The following is an 18135-nucleotide window of genomic DNA, read 5'->3' as shown; positions in this document are numbered from 1 at the left end:
TGATATAGAGCTTATTATTAAGCACCGATACTACTCCCGCAATGCAGAGACGTGTGGCGGAGGAGACTCAGGCCCACTGATCTTGCTAAGGTAACCAACAATAGGGCCTCATGATGTCATGAGGCTCTTTTATTTTTCCATACCAGTGGTTATTCATTCCTTACTAATTTAGCAAGGTCGTTGATACACTTTTTTCCAAAACCTCCAGTTACTAAATTATTCTTCATCAGTCGGTAGAACTTCTGTAATTTAGCTTAAAACAAATACTTAAAAGCGAGCTCATGTGGCTCGCTTTTTTTGTGTTACAGCTCGAGTGCGGGGATTAAAGTAGGCTGCGTGGCATGAGTGACTGTTTAATCTTGTGTAACGAATCGCTCTGCTGCCTTCAGCCCCATTTGGTAACCGGCTTCAAGTTTGTCTTTATCTGTGGTTAATCTTCCGACAGCAAAACTATCGTCCGGCACGATGACCTTAATGGTGCAATCGTGAGGTGGGTTCTCAATAAACTCTAAGGTTTGATTGTATTGTTCTGCACGCGTGATCATGGCCTCAGCCAGTTGAGGTGTCTCTTTCATTAGGCGACGTAAGAGCCAAGGTGCTTTCGGTGGGCGCTTTTTGTAACCCTGCTTTTGCGAGAGGATCACCGTGATCTGTTTCGCCCCTTGTTTATAAGCCTCAATCACGGGAATGGAATCGACCACACCACCGTCTATCATCTTTCGACCGTTTACTCTCAGAGGTGTGCGGTAGGCCATAGGAACAGAGCAGGACGCTTTGAGGAGTTCTTCTAGGTTACTCTTCTCACCCTGCGTGTAGAGTGGTTCACCAGTTTCAACATCCGTGGTCACTACTTGAAAGGGAAGCGGCTGTGTATCGAAGGCTTCCATATCGTATGGATAGTGCAGTGCGATATGCTCCCAAAGCCAGTCGAGGTCAAGCAAGTGTCCACCTTTGGCAAACTTCTTGAAGTTAATAAACTCAGGTTGGCATGAGTAGTCGGAAATAATGGTATAGGTTCGGCCGCGTTGGTTAGACAACCAAGAGGCTAAGTTGGTTGAGCCCGCAGAGACGCCGATGCAGAAATCGAACGGGTTGTATTGGTGGTCGATAAAGCCGTCTAACACGCCAGCAGCAAAGATGCCACGCATTGCGCCACCTTCCACAACTAGGGCATGTTTTGATTCTAGAGTCATTTGATTATGGGCTCCCTAATTCTTATAGATGCATATCCTTTCACTGTTATTAATACTAGATAAATGGTCGGATGTGTAGGCTAACCATTATTTTACAGGGTAGTGAATTACGTTATGGAACATCGCATTGTCTTCACCGAGGTTCTTATATCCGTGCTTTTGGTTAGCATTAAAGCGAACGGCTTGCCCTGCTTGTAATGTTTGCCATTCACCATCAAAAAGCACGGCCATCTCTCCTGAGATACATAATATGTGCTCGGTAACGCCAGTGTTATGCGGGTCGGATTCATGTTGATAGCCAGGTGCGAGGGTTAGCTCGAAGATCTCAAACCCTAATGCTTCCTCAAAAGGAAATAATAAGCTGACGAAGAAACCAACGTTATATTCCTCACGCCTTAACTCGTTTGCATCTCTGAATAAACTCGTCAGCTCATTGTTCGAACTTTCTGTGATGAAACTGGAAAATGACACTTCAAACCCAGATGCGATCTGCCAGAGCTTAGCGACGGTTGGGCTGGACTCCCCACGTTCAATTTGACCTAACATCGCTTTACTTACGCCTGTCGCTTTTGCTGCTTTATCTAGGCTCCAGCCCTTTTCTTGGCGTAGGCGTTTTAAGTTAGTGCCGACTTTAATTTCTGTTTGCATACTTTTTCTACAAGATTTTTTCTATAAATAGCTTGTGCGTTATAGCGCACAAGTGCTAGGTTTAGCTTATGGACGTTATAACGCACATAGGAACAAAATAACATGACTAAGCTAAAATTTTCCCACGTTAGTACGGGCTTTATTGCTGTATTTATTGGGTATGCAAGTGCTGCAGCGATTATTTACCAGGCTGCGATGAGTGCCGGAGCAACTCAAGAGCAGGTTGCGTCATGGTTCTGGGCGTTGGGAATTGGTATGGGGGCAACCACGATATTGCTCTCTTTCTACTACAAGAAACCGGTTGTGACGGCTTGGTCGACACCGGGAGCAGCACTGTTGATTACTTCGCTTGAAGGTCTGACGATGAATCAGGCAGTTGCTGTATTCCTGTTTAGTTCGTTGTTGATCACGCTAGTCGGTATGGCTGGGATATTTGAGAAAGTACTGAAACAGATACCCACGTCGATTGCATCGGCTATGCTAGCGGGGATTTTATTGCAGTTCGGTTTGGGCTTGTTTACATCGTTAATGGAAGAAGTTCAGATAGTGGCGGTGATGCTTGCTGTGTTTATCTTGGCTAAGTCGAGGTTAGGAAACTTGTTGATCCCAAGTATTTTCGTCATTGCTTTGGTGATGTGCGTTGGTTTTGGAAAGCTCGATGTCAGTCAAGTCACGCTAGGTTTAACGACACCGGTATTCATCATGCCTGATTTCGAATTCTTTTCTTTGCTTAGTGTTGGTATCCCATTGTTTATCGTGACGATGGCTTCGCAGAACTTACCGGGGTTTGCGGTGCTAAAAGCAAACGGGTACCAAGTGGATTCATCGAAGATCATCACTACCACGGGTGTGACAGGGTTACTATTAGCGCCGCTCGGGGGCTTTGCGTATAACCTTGCGGCAATCACCGGAGCGATCTGTATGGGCCCCAATGCCGATGACGATCCCAAAACGCGTTATATGGCGGGAATCTCGATGGGCGTGTTTTATTTGTTAGCTGGAGTGATGGGGATGTCATTTGTGTCTTTGTTTAGCGCAGTTCCTTCAGCGGTAGTCATCGCTGTCGCGGGGTTAGCGGTGATGCCTACATTGATGAACTGTTTAGCGGTTGCCATGGCAGACAACCACTACAGAGAGCCAGCGTTGTTTACGTTCTTATTTACAGCTTCTGGTACGAATTTATTGGGTATCGGAAGTGCGTTCTGGGGGCTTTGTATTGGTTTACTTTGTTGCTGGTTACACAATTACAAAGTCAGAACGAATGGGGACAATAGAGCTTCACAAGCTCAGTCATAGTGATGCTTGATGAAAGGCGCTAGTGAGCGATGGTTTACTAGCGCCTTTTTGTTTACGAGGTATTACCTAGATGACAGCTCGTTTTTGGATGAGATTAAGTTCCAAAGCTTTATCTTGGTTTCCTCGAAGCTTAAAAGTAGTGAAATATAGGTGGCTCATGCATCAAAAAGTTCTGGTGAGAGATGTTCCACGCATAAGCACCTGCCAAGGTGAATACAAGATAATCACCGATGTCGATGTACTCAATGTTTTGGTTTCGAGCGAGTACGTCTTTTGGTGTACACAACTGACCAACTAAATTGGCAGTAGTGTGGTGTATTGGGTTCGAAATGTTTGAGTGCTGCTGATTGTGGAAGACAGCAAAAGGGTGATCATGGCTTTGTGCTGCTGGTGTACGGAAATGATGCGTGCCGCCACGAGCAATAACAAAGTTTTCGCCAAGATTCTGTTTGATGTCTAACACTTCCATCACATAGTAGCCGCAAGGAGCTGAGATATAGCGTCCACACTCAAAGCGCAGTTTCCAATCTTGCATATGTTCTTCAGCGATCAAGAATTCTAATTTGTCGCAAAATTCTATCCACGGGAAATGTTGGCTAGGATCTTGGTAATTGATCCCCATGCCTCCACCGAGGTTAATAATGAGTTCTTCAAGAGAGTATAGTTCTCTCCACTGTTTAACCACCTGGAAGTAACGTTGAACGAGTGCTAAGTGACGACCAACATCGAGTTGATGAGACATCAGGTGAAAGTGGAAGCCTTTCAACTTTATTAGCGGGAAATCACGTAGATACATGATGGCGTTATCCAATTCAGCTTCATCGAAACCAAATGGAGTCGGTTTTCCGCCCATGGCTAGCTTGCTGAGCGTGATGTCACCAATATCGATATTCATGCGCAGAAAGATGGAAGCAGGTCGATTCAACTTTTGTGTCAAAGCTCCGATACGCTGTAGTTCTGTAATACTTTCGACATGGATGGCACCGACATCAAGTTGTATCGCTTGTTCTAATTCACTTGGCATTTTCCCTGGGCCACCAAAGATCAGTGGTTTATTAAGCAGTTGCTGTTGAAGGTGGCTAAGTTCGCCGCCAGATGCCGCTTCAAACCCATCAACGTAAGGCGCTAAAGTCCTCAAGATTGGCGTAGAAGGGTTAGCCTTTGCGGCATAAAACAGTTCCACGTTTTTGGGTAATACATGGCGCATCTGCTTGATGTGCTGTTCAAGCGCATTTAGGTCATACAGGTAAGCACACAATGGCTGACTTTGCTGCTTCGCGAGCTGTTTTACTTCTTGCTCGATGTACGGGGGAATCTGAGTTGGCTTAGTCATGACACTCTCCTGTGTTTTGAATCGCCCATGGTGTCGCAATTAGTGTGTACCCCGACTCTTTGTCGGCATTTTGCATCAAGCGAGTGGTGAAGTTGTTCTTACTTGGGAAGAAGCCGCCATCAAGTAACGCCACTAACTCTGGTTGCTTGCCATTGATTGACTGCCAACGAACGATGGCTTCTTGTAATAATTCCCACAATGTCTCTTCAAGTTTGGCGTCTCCCTCAGCAATAAAGAATACGGCTTCACTGATGTTGTTAATAAAGGTGCAGTAACCAATGCGATTCCAGCCCTGTTCTCGGCTGTAGTAAACCGATTGTTGGGCCCGTTCTGGAAGCTGTTGTAATGTCTCTGAAGGCCAAAATTCAGGTAACAATTTTGTACCTTCGAGATCTCGAATCCACACGCAGCATGGCATACCTTTTTCGAAACCAATCAGCGTGTTTTGTAGATGAGGTTCAAATGCGACCCCGTGTTTGAAGTAATAGTTAAACACGCCTGGAATCAAGCAATGCAAGTAGCGCTCAAACCACAAGGTAGCGACATTCTCATACTGGCTTTGTGTCGCTTTCGCTTTTTGTTTTAGCTGGGTAGCTATACAACTGTTTCCTTCACGATCATAAGCAAACAGCGAACCTGCCAACGTCGGTTGTAGAATGTCAGTTTCACTAAGTGAGAAGTTCTCACGATACAAAATGCCAAATGATTCACGAGCTTTTATGATGTCGTCAGGCTCTTGCTCGGCAATTGAACCTAGATTCAGTGTTGTTGCGTACGGCTCACTCATCACCTTGAATACAGGGTTACGCAGCTGTTCGCTCTCTTTTATCGGACGTAGAATAGAGGTTAACTGTACGGCACTGTCGAGTTCATACCATGCGTTTTTGCGAACACAGTTGGTCAAACGTACATTGATGGAAAACTTAGCAAACCATTCCATATCTGGGTGATAAAGAGTGCGCACGGAGGAAGTGGGTAACAGTTTGTCTCCACCTAAGCCTAATGGTGTAATTTTGCCTTGTTCAATCGCGCGTTGAACTGCTGGGTTTTGTAGAAGTGTGTAGCTTTCCCATGGGTGGCACGGATAAAGTAATTTTGATTCTGAATCACTTTCTCTCGGTGCCAATTGCTCGAGCATCGTTTTTGGTGATGTGCGTGTGTCTGAGTGCAATACATCCAGTAAAGCTGCTTCCACCTCAAACCAGTATAGAGGCACCTTTGCGCCAACTTCCGGGGAGCAAGCCAGTAAGTCATCCATACTTACTCCAGAACGACTTTTTGGTGTTGGGTGAAAAGTGTGTCCCCAGAGCAGTGACTGTTCTGACGCGATAAAGGCATTATGCTGCTGGAGTGGGCTGTCGGTGTTTAGGAATTGCTCGGTTACCAGCAAGCTGTTCTGCATTTGTTTTATCAACTCATGGTTGAACGGGATCATTAACACTTGTTTAAGGTAATTGAGTAACAGTGTTAGGGTTTGAGTTGCGTCTAATTTAGACCAGCCAGCACCAGCCGTTTTCGACCAAGGTGTAGCTGAAAGTTTTACTTTTCCTAGCTTACTGACGTATTCAACAGGCAAGACTAACAAGCCACTCTCTTGCGTCTGATTTTGCTGAGGTAGATGTATTGCCACACGTTGTTTGGCCGTAAAGTTTCTTTTTAATGTCTGCGGAAGTGATGCTGAGCTGAAGCACCAATCTACTTGCTTGTTCGGTATTGCGTATTCACGCAGATAGCAATTCACTACGCCCATGATGGTATTTAATTGGGCTTTTTCTTGATTGAGCTGAACCTGGCTGTGATTTATTTGCGTCTTGTTTTCAGCTCGGTGCTCAGTTGGAGATGAATGAGTGTTTAACATGTCGATGTCCAAATTTTGAAAGAATGATCATTGCGATAGCAGTACTAAAGCTGATCAAAGTAGAAAGTAAGAAAGGAACCTCAAGCCACCCTAAGCTTGATATAACAGACGCGCTTAACCCTGCTGCAACACCACCCCATTTAGACATGGCATCAAATCGTGAAAATATCTTGCCACTTTGTTGTCGGTCGATTTGGTTGGCTAAGGCTTGATGCAGCCCTTGGTAGCAACAGACCATCCCAAGTCCAAAAACAACTCGCGCGATGATTAGCGTTGTTTGATCGGGTATTAGGTGCATCGCTGTACTGACTGAGAGCAAGCCAAAACCAAGGTACAAAGTAGCAAGTGGATGACGGCGGTTGAGCCTCTCTGAAAACAGATGAACTTTTCCGGCAAAGAGTAAGTAGACACCGTGTGGAAGGGCGTATAAAAAGCCTATCCACGCTTGGTTTGTCACACCGTATTGCTGCACAAAAGGTGAGAAATAGGGGAAGGTGACGACCATCGAAAAAGCAAAGCAGAACTGTGCACCGAACACCCAGTAGAGCTTGTGTAACGGCTTGTGTGTTGTTTGTTCTCTTTGACTCGTTGTTTGGTCTTTTGCTTCTTTCTCTACATCTGATTTCACTAAGTTATCAGCAGGGAGCGTTAGCGTGATTGCCAATGCTAACAAGGGCAAGGTAGACAACCACAGATACGCATTGAGCGGACTCGTGTCTGACAATGTCCAACCTAGGCCGATGGGCGCGACAATCAATGCCAAACGAGCAGAAAGCTGGGTCTTATTCAGTGAGGTACCGAGGGTCTTTGCGTCTTTAATTTGACTTGATAGGTAGCTATTAGAGGCGGCCATGGTGCCGCCAAAGGTTCCTTGAACAATAAGACCAAACACAAACATTGTCAGACTGTCTGCCAAACCACACAGAGCAAACCCTGCAGCAAGCCCTAGTTGCGCTCGTAACAGAGAGCGACGTCTGCCAAATTTATCAGCAAAATGCCCCCAAAATCGTGCAGCTAACGCAGTACAAAAGGTTGGCAAAATAAATAAAATGCCTGCCCAATCTGAATCGATATGTGCGCCAAGTGTCGGTAATACCATAGGTAAAAACAGAGGCATGCCTAAGGCTGCGAATGCCGCTATGAAGTGGCAGAACAGCACACAATAAATGAGTTTGGTCATGGTGGATTAGTTCACGCTCTGTTTGATGGATTCTAAGTAAGCGTGTTGTGCTTCTTCACTGGTAAGTAGTAAGAAGTTCGGAGCCGATAACCCATAAAATTTGTTTATATCGCTAGCACCGGAGGCTTCTTTCGAGAGCAAACTGCCTGAGCTTAATAAATACTTGGCGTATAGATTCGGTGATTCAAATAGCAACTCGTTGGCAAGTGAAACGTCATGACCTTGATTGCGAAGTTGCTCTAGCTGTAGTGAAAGGCTAGTTGCCACTATTTTGTAAAGGTCAGCCGATGGCGCAATAGCTTGTGCGGCCATTGCTTCAACAATCGCCGCAATATCGAGTTGTAACGTGATGGTCGTGAACATCTGACCAAGAGCCAGCTCCTCGTCTACTTTAATGCGTTGATCCAGCAATTGATCGCACTTAACCGGTGAGAGGTGTTCGAAGTTTTTAAATCGCTCAGGCCAAATCCGCGCTGCATCATTGTCCTTCATCGCTAGGGTCATTTTTCCCTGCTTATCAAAGGCTATAATGGCGTTCTGTTGGTTGGACTCCAATGCAATGCCGTATTGAAGCCACAATCTCAGATGTACTTTTGAAAGTAAGTCAACGTAATCCTTAAACCAAGTTAACGTGTCATTGTGATAATACTGTTCGGCGAGGTGCTCTAAGAACAAGCGGCCATCGGGCATTGGGCTAGCCAACGCGGCAACGGGAACGAGTGCTTTATCTTGCGAATGGTTCAATGGATATTCACGCACGATGTAAGCGAAGCTCTTTTCATCTCCTACGTGTCCACCGTGTTTCTCATTGCAATGAAATAGCGTGCCTTGTAAGTCGCTATCATTTTGTTCCAGATGCGTTAATAGGCGCTCGAACCAGTGTCCATCATAAAGAGTTGAAGGCTTGATTAAGCGAATGTTTTTGGTACCTAGAGAACGCATGATAAGTGGTACTTTGATGTGAATATGTGGTGCAGAATTCACAACAACGGTACGCACCGATAGTGTAGGCGTAACCTCAAGGAATGGAGTAGGGGCTTCAATAATGCCTTCTGGAAGAGAGTCAAGGCCTTGGAGTGTTAAAGGGTGTACTGGGAATAAATGATGACTCACAGCAAAGTCGCCCGGTAGACCTACTTGCTCCATGGTTGGCCAGCATTGTGGCTGCGAACTTGTCAGAGTGACGAGTGACTTATCAATCGCGAGCCAACGCAGAGCAAAGCTTTGTGCAAACTCTGGAGCATATTGCTTGAGGTCTGTATCACTCAAACCAAACTTTGCGCGAGCGGTTGGATAATAAGGGTGATCAAGGTACGACGCGATTTGATCAGCGCGCAGTAATTTTTGGTTCCAATGCGTCAGCTTAGAAATCGGCTGCATTAATAAATTAGAATGTTGCTGGAAAGCGTTATCACATAGTGCTTTGTGTTCCTCTGCACATTCCAGTTCTTGTAAGTAACCATCTAGCAATGGGTGGGAGCTTTCATGTGCACACGCTTTTAGCAATTGTATCCAATCATGATAGTCATGCTGAAGTTCAAACTGGCCCTTTTTCTCGATTAGCCAACCACTACCATCCACCCCATTAGGAGAACCGTAAACCCAGCGCTGCATGTAGTAACTTGGCGTGACAGGTAGGTAAAGCGTGAAATCAGAATGGGAAAAGAGAGCCCATGCTTGCTCATCCGGGTAATTCGAACTAGTAAGGGTAGCTGGCGTTCTGGCTGTGAACTGACTTTTAGACACTAAGCCGAATAGGTCTTCACGAAGGCAAGTGTCCACTAGTCGCTGAGTTAGGTATGAAGCGTTGCTGCTCATGCGTTCACCTCACTGTTTGACGTTAGATTGAATCGAGAAATAGTGCGTTGAAGAGCAGCATCTAAACTTTGCCCTGAGGGTGATGCTATAGAAATTCGCGCTAGGTAATCTTTGTTGGAAAAGCTTTGTAGGAAGGCGTCACCCGGGTGTTTGAGTACCTGCTGCTGCGTGACAATATCGCCATCTTGATGAATGAAAGATGTAGATGTCCCCTCGATGACGCCACTTTGATTTGCCACAACATAGTGGACATTTGCACTGCCACTTATTTGGAATGAAGGGTCTAGCTTGCTGCCGAGGTGTAGGCTTAAGATGGTGCTGAACCACTTTCCTCCACTTAGATTGTCGAGTAGGAACTCACGACCATCTCCAATACTGCGATAGTTGATTTCAACTAATACAGGGCCTGACTCTGTGATAATGAATTCACTGTGGCAAACACCGAAGCCTACGCCAAATGCCTTCAACTGTCTGACACATTCATCTTTGAATTGAGTGCTGTTGTCGCCATTCCAAGTCGCAGCAGTTTCAATAAAGAATGGAGGCTCAGAGAGCTCCACATCAAACCCACCAAGTGCAGCTAAGTTTTCTTCGTCTCCCAAGGTTTCTAGGGTGATCAGTGGGCCCTGCAAAAAATCTTCAACCAAGATTGGGTTCGTCGGGTGTTTCTGCCAAAAGCGTTCGCAATAATTCTCCAGCTCAGTTTTAGAGTTACAACGCTGGACGTCTATGCTTGCCACGCCCTCTTTGGGTTTAGCGACGACAGGAAACGTAAAGTTCAACGTAGAGTCTATGTCTTGGTAGAGCAATTCACTTTGCACATTGGGTAAATATTTATCGCTCAGAACTTGGCGAGTGAGGTGCTTGTTCTTTGCTTGCAACGTTACCGTCCAATCTTTTGCTGGTAAGCCGAAGAATTGCGAACAGATAGCGGTAGAGGTTTGCAAGTGATCACTATTACTAAAAATAGCGCTAGGTTTCAGGTTTTGTTCTGTGATGGTATCGATAAGTTCAAGTGGATTAAACACATCACATTCAAGAATTGCGTCTGGGCTAAAACGCTCGTCATCGTTACTCAATTTTAGGTGGCTGAGCTTGTGATCTGTGATCAGTATGACGTTAAGCCCCATCGCTTTTGCTGTCGGTACGAAGCCGTGAGTGACTGCGTCATTGACGACGTGACTCACAATAATAATCGTAGATTTCATTGGGCTTTCCTAATTTATAAAACGTTGTTGTTACCTGCTCACAACTTGCATTCAAGTGGCCTTTTTCTTGTTTTTAGGGAAGACTTCTTTCTATGTCATTGTTTTTATTGATAATGGTGTTAATAGCGCAGTTGCATATTGCCGGGCAAATATAGATCAAAAAATATATATTGCAAACATAAATGATATTTGTTTTCATTCGCGCTGTTGAGAATTTATAAATTGAAACGGAATTAGAAAATGGATATCAGATTGAACTTATCTCCTCTTGCTCTCGCGATTGGAGGGGCATTGACGGTGGTCGTTGGCGTACCAAATGCAGTGGCTGAAGAACAAGCCAAAGTGGATGAAACATTGCAAATTATTGGTCACCAATACGAAGGATATGCAGAACATATGCCTCAGTCAGGAACCAAGACAGATGTTGAATGGTTGGACGTACCACAAGCAGTATCTGTGGTCACGAAGACAGAAATGGAAGACCGAGGCGCGGTACGTTTAGTGGATGCACTCGATGGTGTAGCTGGCGTCAATAATACCCTAGGCGAAGGTAGCCGAGACCAGTTCGTTATCCGTGGTTTTGACTCACTCAATGACATGTATCGTGATGGTATGCGTGATGATGGGACCTTACAGTCATACCGAAGCCTCGCAAACATTGAGCGTGTTGAAATTGTTAAAGGCCCGGCTGGTGCGCTTTATGGTCGAGGTTCTGCTGGCGGTATCATTAATCTAGTCACTAAGCGTGCAGAGGGTGAAAACTTCACCAATGTAAATGGTAGTGTGGGCAGCAACAGCCAGTTTGTTGGACAAGTTGATAGTTCAATGGCTTTTTCAGACAAGGTTAATGGCCGTATCAATGTGGAGCATCGCCAAGCCGATTCTTACGTCGATCATGTGGATTCTAACGATTTCTTTATTGCCCCAACGATTCGAGTGATGCCTTCTGATGGACATACTATTGATCTCGATGTTGAATATGCTCACCAAGAATTAGTGCCTTACCGTGGTGTTCCATCCAAAAATGGTAAACCAGTCGATGTTTCCGAAAGCACTTTCTACGGCGGAACCAACGATTATCAAGAGTCAGATAGCATTCGTGTTGGCGTTAATTACGAATGGCTTTTGAACAGTGAGTGGTCATGGACCAACCGCGCAGCCTACAACCATATCGAGCTAGAACAAAAAGGCACACGCCAAGACAAAGAACCAGTTACAGGAAATGAGGTAAAACAAACTGTCAACAACTTCGGTCACGATCCGCGTACCACCACGACCTTGCAATCGGAACTCGTTTGGGAAACCGATTCTAATCAAATGATGATTGGTGCTGATTACAATCAGATAAATATCGCTCTCACTTCTGCTTTAGTTAGCGACGAAGAGTTACCTCAAAAAGATATCTATGACCCCGTCACTGGTCCTACGCCTGATCCGGGTTTTAAACCTTCCCGTGACAACACCACAACGACCGCTGGCGTATACATTCAAGATGTTTATACCTTTGGCGATCTATCGGTAATAGGTAACGTCCGTTATGACTCTATGGAACTGGAACAACAAAAGGCAGGATCTGCCAAAGAGCATTTAGATGATAACAAGGTGAGCTACCGTGGTGGTGTTGTCTATCGTCTCAACAGTGATATGTCGGCGTATGCAAGTTTAGCTCGTTCGTGGCAACTGCCTTATGCTGGCATCTACATCAAACCTGAATTAGCTGAATTCTTCCATACCGATCTAAAGGAAGTCGGTGCAAAAGCCTACCTATTGGATAACGCCTTGATGCTCAATGCAGCGCTTTTCCAAATTGATCAAGAACAGCCTGAAACCAACACTAACGGGGATGTCGTCAACAAGATTGAAGCGCGTCACCAAGGCATTGAATTGGAAGCTCGCGGCCAGATTTCTGAGCAATGGGATATTTCGATTGGCTATAGCTTCCTCGATGCTGAAGACAAAGAGACAGGCAAGAAGCCGAACGACGTCTCTGATCACTTGTTCTCACTGTGGAGTACCTACCAGCTAGACGACAACTGGCGTTTAGGTGGCGGTGTGAAATATGTCGGCGACCGCTATGCGGGTAATGACGAAGCCGTCGCATTGGGGGATTACACCACGGTTGATTTGATGGCGGCGTACACCACCGGTCGTCACAAAGTCCAAGCGAATGCTTACAACGTGCTGAACGAGAAATACATTCTCGGAACAACCAATGGTAAGTCTGGCACCAACCAGGTTGGTTACGGTGCACCAGCTGAATTCATGCTCAGCTATGGCTATCAGTTCTAAATGCCAACTCAGCTTCAAACAGTTGTGTTTGCTAGCAAATAGCAAACAGTTTTGGCCTTAATTTCAGGCCGTTTAGCCCAAAAGGTCAAAGGACACATCGAATCGATAACGGTGCCTTTGACCTTAACCTGCCTTTTTAGGAGATTTTCATGCCTTACCAGAACTTGGATGGTAACCCCTGTACTCAATCGCACAAAAAGTTGCGTCTAAGTGCTCTATCAATGGCCATCGCTTCCGTGACGTCCATGGGCGCATTTGCCGCATCTGAGCCTCAAACAACGACCATGGAGACGGTTGTTGTTACCGGTAGTTTGATCGGCAACTCAGAGCTCGAGGATGTAAAAGAGTATCCTGGCGCTCGTACCGTTTTGACCAATGAACAGATTAAAAAAACGGGTGCGCTTTCGATTGATTCAGCGTTTCAAAGTGTACCGGGTATTAAAGTTCAAGATGAAACGGGCACAGGTGTTCTGCCTAACATCTCAGTTCGTGGTTTAAAGGCAAGTCGAAGTGGTCATGCTCAGTTTCTAATGGATGGTGTGCCGCTCACTCTAGCGCCTTATGGTCATACTGGACAATCTATTTTCCCAGCGACGCTTTCTATGCTTGATCGTATTGATATTGTGCGTGGTGGTGCGGCGGTTCAATACGGACCAAACAACGTGGGTGGTGTGATCAACTTGGTGACCAAGCCTATTCCTCACCAATGGCAAACGGAAATCAGTAATCGCTTGACTGTTTTTGAAGATGGCGATACCCCGTTGAACGATATTTATCTGCGAACTGGTGGTTGGCTGAATGATACGCTGGCACTTCAAGTGGAAGGTAACTTCTTAAAAGGAGAAAGCTTCCGTGAGCATTCAGACACAGACGTCAAAAACTTCCAAGCGAAGTTGCAGTGGTTACTGAGTGATACTCAAGAACTGCAAGCTTTTGTGCAGCGATATGATGCCGATACGCAAATGCCGGGCGCTTTATCGCCAGAAGATTACGAAAATGATCGTACCCAATCCAAGCGCCCTTATGATGAGTACCAAGGCAAATCGACGCGTTGGAGTTTAAAGTATTTACATGATTTGAATATTGCGGATAGTGCAGAGCTAGAAATACTGACCTTTGGCCATCGTTCTGAGCGTCTATTCCAATGGGGATTTAATAGTGCCGATGGTCATTGGGCTGATCCAGCACTTCCGTCGACCGATATTCGTACGTCACCACGTGAATTTAAGGTGTATGGGATAGAGCCGAAACTCGCGATCTATGTTGACGGCAATACAGTGACCCAAAACGTAATTGTTGGGGCACGCTACGTCAACGAAGATATCGATTACAAGCTTACTCAAACGCCGATCGCTGGTGGTGTAACAACAACGCCACGTGATTGGCACTTAGATACCGACGCTTTTGCTGGCTATATCAGTAATGAAATTGGTTTGTTTAATGATGTGTTAAAGGTAACACCAGGCATTCGCTATGAATCAATTGATATGGCATATAGTGATTTAGGTGAAGGAAAGAAAAAAAATAATAAGGTGACTGAGTGGTTGCCTGGTTTAACGATTGCATACCATCTTACTGGGCAATGGATAGGTTACACCAATGCACAGAAATCGTTGCGTGCCCCTCAAATATCCAACATTAAACTTCATGGTGAAGAGGGCAGTGAACTCGCATGGAACTATGAGTTGGGTGCTCGCTACAACCAAGAGTCAACCAGTTTCAATGTGGCGCTATACCGAATCGATTTTAAAGACCAGCTTCAATGGCAAAGTGCGACCCAAACTTTTGACAACATTGGTAAAACACTTCACCAAGGTATTGAGCTTTCTGGCCGTTACACGCTGGAATCTCTTCAGGCTCTGAGCTTAGGGGCGGGCTATAACTACCTAGACGCAACGATTGAAGAAGACGGTGCAAACAAGGGCAATCAACTGCCTTACACATCAACACATCAATTTAGCTGGGATGCGACTTACTCATTTAGCAAGCTAGATACCACCTTGTCTGGCTACTACTTCAGCGAGTCATACTCTGACAATGCGAACACGAGTAACGAGGATGCTAGCGGGGCGACGGGCAAAGTTCCAGCCTATATGGTTTGGAACTTCAATTTGGGCTCTGATCTATACAAGGATGAGAGTAGCAAACTGCGCATGAACTTTGCGGTCAACAACTTGTTTGATGAGGACTATTACTTCCGAGGCATTGATACCAGCCCTGTTGGTCGCTATCCGGCGCCAGGGCGATCTTATACTTTGGATCTGAATTACCATTTCTAATCAGTAATTTATTGAAAATCATAACGAATAAAAGTCGCCAATACCCTTGGCGACTTTCACGGTTCTAGCGTTAGAGGATAATTTAATATGGGAAACGACTCTCAATCAGTTTCGACGAATACATTACGCCCAATGAATAGATTATGGCTAAGTATTGCTGCTTTGGTGATGTGCTTAATCTCATTTTCGAGTTTAGCCAAAACAAGGGTGGTCCAAGATGAGCAAGGTCAGTTTGAGATTAACACCACGCCGCAACGTATCGTTGTACTGGAATTCTCATTTGTTGATGCATTAGCCGCGGTAGGCGTTTCTCCTGTGGGTGTGGCTGACGACAATGACTCAACACGAGTGATTCCAGCGGTAAGAGCGTTGGTTGACCCTTGGCAGTCTGTTGGTATGCGCTCTCAACCTAGCCTAGAAGCGATTGCCGTTCTCAAGCCCGATTTGATCATCGCAGATGCGGAACGTCATCGAGCTGTATATCAAGATCTACAACGAATTGCACCTACTTTGCTATTAAAAAGCCGAGGCGAAACTTATCAAGAAAACTTGGAATCAGCGCTAAAAATTGGTGTTGCTCTTGATAAGCAATCAGATATGGAACAACGAATTCAACATCATCATCAAGCTATGCTCGAGTTCAAGAGCCACTTCTCTCTAAAGCAAACCGTTCAGTTTGCTGTCGTTTCGGATAAAGGCATGTGGCTTCATGGTCCAGCATCTTATGCCGGAGGAGTACTGACCACATTAGGAATTGCGAGCCCGATTGAAGAGCTCACTGAAAAAGCGTATTTGCCAACAAGCTTTGAGTTGCTGCTAAAAACCAATCCGGACTGGCTGCTATTGGGCGCTTACTCGCATCCTAATGTGGTCAACGATTGGGAGAAAAATCCGTTATTCAACCTAATGACTTCAGCAAAAAATAGGCAAGTTGTTGAAGTGTCGCCAGCACTTTGGTCATTAAACCGAGGCATGCTAGCGGCTGAACAGATGGCGAAAAATCTAGAGCAGATCTTGGAACGATCATGAGAACGATATCGATATCTAGTGGAATGCGAAACCTGCCAATATTACCGTGGCGAGTCACTGTATTTACGTTGTCAGTGTTGTGCTTGATGCTATCTGGCTATGCGGCTTCTATGCTGGGATGGTCTAACTTTTCTCTGACCCTAAGTGACTTAGTTGACTATTGGTTTGCGTTTGATGCGAGCAATATGACTCATCAAATTTTGGCGACTCTGAGAGTGCCAAGAGCCTATGCTGGGTTATTGATTGGAGCGAGTTTAGCGGTTGCGGGCTTATTGATGCAGGGCTTAACAAGAAACCCACTCGCATCTCCTTCTATTCTTGGTATTAATTCTGGTGCTGCCTGTTTTATGGCTTTAGCTGCCATAGGCGTGCCTGTTGTCAGTGAACTCAATCCAATTCTTAATGCTGTTATCGGTGCCTCGTTAAGTGGCGGTGCTGTGATGATCCTCGGTGGTTTTTTTTCCGCACGTTCTCACCCGTTGCGCTTGGTTTTAGCGGGCATAGCCATTACGGCACTACTGATTGGGTTGACTCGAGCAGCATTGATTCTTGCCGACGATATGGCTTATAGCGTGCTGCATTGGCTCACCGGTTCCTTGTCTACCGTGGATGATGAGCAATGGCGAATTCTGTGGCCGCCCATATTGATTGGGCTAGGGTTGGCTATTAGCTTGGCGCGCAACCTTAATTTACTGGCGCTTGGTGAGGAGGTTGCGGTTGGGCTAGGCAGTAACATCCGCCTTACGCGATTCATTTGTAGTTTGGCCATTGTTTTGCTGGCGGGCGCGAGTGTCGCTATTGCCGGGCCTATTGGCTTTGTCGGATTGTTAATTCCCCACTTAGTTCGTCCTATGGTTGGGCATAATTACCATGTGTTAATTCCCGTTTCCGCGATGGCTGGTGCTGCATTGGTATCTTGGTCAGACGCGTTGTCGCGAGCTATTGCTTTCCCGACAGAAACCCCAGTGGGTGTTATTACTGCTTTATTAGGGACACCTTGTTTTGTTCTCATAGCTACGAGGAAGTCTTAATGCATCATAATGCGAAGCTATTGTTGTTACTTGGGCTGCTTATGTTGATGGCGTTCTCTGGCTTGTTTGTTGGGGCAGCATCACTTTCTATTTCTCAAGTGATGGAACATCTGATTGCTTTCTCTAGTGACGATTTTGTTATCCAACAGTATCGGTTGCCACGTATGTTACTCGCAATCAGTGTCGGTGCAGGGTTAGGGCTTTCAGGCGTTTTAGTACAAGGTGTAATACGTAACCCTCTGGCGTCTCCTGACTTGATGGGAATTAGCGCCGGAGCAGGCCTTGCTGCAACAGCGAGTTTGGTTTGGTTTCCGAATGCGCCGGTGAGTTTGCTTCCTATATTTGCGATGTTTGGTGGTGTTTTTGCAGCTGGATTGATTGCCTTATTGGCATGGTGGTCCCAGCCAACACCGGCCAAACTGGCATTGATTGGTATTGCAGTGAGTGCGTTTCTGGCCAGTTGTATCGATTTCTTACTCGTCACTAACCCTATCGAGATCAATACCGCTATGGTATGGCTCACTGGTAGCCTTTGGGGTAGGAACTGGCAGCAAGTCCCATTTATCTGGGGGGCGTTGGTTTTACTATTACCAATGGCATTATGGCTTGCTTGGCGATTAGATGTATTGGGACTGGGTCAGGAAAGTGCCACTACCTTGGGTATCAAACCAAAACAGATTCAGATTCTCGCGTTGTTGGCCGCTGTATTACTTGCAAGTGTCAGCGTGTCAGTAGCCGGGACAATCAGTTTCGTCGGGCTATTGGCGCCTCACTTAGCGCGTTTATTGTTTGGGCATAATCATAAGTTGCTAATCCCTGCGTCTGCTTTATTAGGGGCCATTTTAGTCACCTGCGCAGATGCACTCGCACGAGGTTTGAGTCCTCCAATAGAACTGCCTGCTGGAGTGCTGACGTCAGTGATTGGCGCACCTTATTTCATTTTTCTTCTTTATCGTTATCGAGGTTGGTAACC

At 45.7% G+C, this 18135-nt stretch carries 13 protein-coding genes; 6 read left to right on the top strand and 7 right to left on the bottom strand.

The genetic code is table 11. The annotated features are described in order from the left end of the window. Positions 1-353: 353 nt before the first annotated feature. Entirely contained in the window at positions 354-1193 is an 840-nt protein-coding gene (locus F0228_RS23920; protein WP_116871346.1) for a patatin family protein, read from the bottom strand. 87 nt (positions 1194-1280) lie between these two features. Continuing rightward, entirely contained in the window at positions 1281-1841 is a 561-nt protein-coding gene (locus tag F0228_RS23915; protein WP_061032266.1) for an XRE family transcriptional regulator, read from the bottom strand. 102 nt (positions 1842-1943) lie between these two features. Between F0228_RS23915 and F0228_RS23910 the strand changes: the two genes are divergently transcribed. Beyond that, positions 1944-3137, top strand: a complete 1194-nt coding sequence (locus F0228_RS23910; protein WP_171731413.1) for a benzoate/H(+) symporter BenE family transporter — start codon at positions 1944-1946, stop codon at positions 3135-3137. 130 nt (positions 3138-3267) lie between these two features. Here F0228_RS23910 and F0228_RS23905 read toward each other — a convergent pair whose 3' ends face one another. From F0228_RS23905 to F0228_RS23885, 5 genes are read right to left on the bottom strand one after another with little or no spacing between them, the layout of a single operon-like run. Next, positions 3268-4470: a type III PLP-dependent enzyme gene (locus F0228_RS23905; protein WP_116871348.1), complete on the bottom strand. Its 1203-nt coding sequence runs from the start codon at positions 4468-4470 to the stop codon at positions 3268-3270. Continuing rightward, the gene (locus F0228_RS23900) at positions 4463-6328 is read right to left on the bottom strand and encodes an IucA/IucC family protein (RefSeq protein ID WP_171731414.1); all 1866 of its coding nucleotides are present in this window, start codon (positions 6326-6328) and stop codon (positions 4463-4465) included. Before F0228_RS23900 ends, F0228_RS23905 begins: the two co-directional genes overlap by 8 nt. Next, positions 6300-7508 carry an MFS transporter gene (locus F0228_RS23895; protein ID WP_116871349.1) on the bottom strand — a complete coding sequence of 403 codons (1209 nt, stop codon included), beginning with the start codon at positions 7506-7508 and terminating at the stop codon, positions 6300-6302. Before F0228_RS23895 ends, F0228_RS23900 begins: the two co-directional genes overlap by 29 nt. Positions 7509-7514: 6 nt before the next feature. Then, positions 7515-9326 (bottom strand): IucA/IucC family protein, encoded by a 1812-nt coding sequence (locus F0228_RS23890; RefSeq protein ID WP_116871350.1) that lies wholly within the window; start codon positions 9324-9326, stop codon positions 7515-7517. Then, entirely contained in the window at positions 9323-10534 is a 1212-nt protein-coding gene (locus tag F0228_RS23885; RefSeq protein ID WP_116871351.1) for an ATP-grasp domain-containing protein, read from the bottom strand. The genes F0228_RS23890 and F0228_RS23885 overlap by 4 nt, the downstream gene beginning before the upstream one ends. Before the next feature lie 240 nt (positions 10535-10774). Here F0228_RS23885 and F0228_RS23880 point away from each other — a divergent pair, with 240 nt between their 5' ends. The 5 genes from F0228_RS23880 (at position 10775) to F0228_RS23860 (ending at position 18133) form a co-directional block, all read left to right on the top strand. Beyond that, the gene (locus F0228_RS23880; RefSeq protein ID WP_116871352.1) at positions 10775-12823 is read left to right on the top strand and encodes a TonB-dependent siderophore receptor; all 2049 of its coding nucleotides are present in this window, start codon (positions 10775-10777) and stop codon (positions 12821-12823) included. A gap of 149 nt (positions 12824-12972) precedes the next feature. Further along, positions 12973-15102, top strand: a complete 2130-nt coding sequence (locus tag F0228_RS23875) for a TonB-dependent siderophore receptor (protein WP_171731416.1) — start codon at positions 12973-12975, stop codon at positions 15100-15102. Positions 15103-15189: 87 nt separating this feature from the next. Then, positions 15190-16131 (top strand): Fe(3+) dicitrate ABC transporter substrate-binding protein, encoded by a 942-nt coding sequence (locus F0228_RS23870; RefSeq protein WP_116871354.1) that lies wholly within the window; start codon positions 15190-15192, stop codon positions 16129-16131. Next, a complete protein-coding gene (locus F0228_RS23865) occupies positions 16128-17162 on the top strand; it encodes an iron chelate uptake ABC transporter family permease subunit (protein ID WP_116871355.1) in 1035 nt (344 codons plus the stop codon). The genes F0228_RS23870 and F0228_RS23865 overlap by 4 nt, the downstream gene beginning before the upstream one ends. Beyond that, entirely contained in the window at positions 17162-18133 is a 972-nt protein-coding gene (locus tag F0228_RS23860; RefSeq protein WP_116871356.1) for an iron chelate uptake ABC transporter family permease subunit, read from the top strand. The genes F0228_RS23865 and F0228_RS23860 overlap by 1 nt, the downstream gene beginning before the upstream one ends. Positions 18134-18135 lie beyond the last annotated feature (2 nt).

Source organism: Vibrio sp. 99K-1, assembly GCF_013114585.1.
Lineage (GTDB): Bacteria > Pseudomonadota > Gammaproteobacteria > Enterobacterales > Vibrionaceae > Vibrio > Vibrio chagasii_B.
This window is presented reverse-complemented; position numbering and strand designations above follow the sequence as displayed.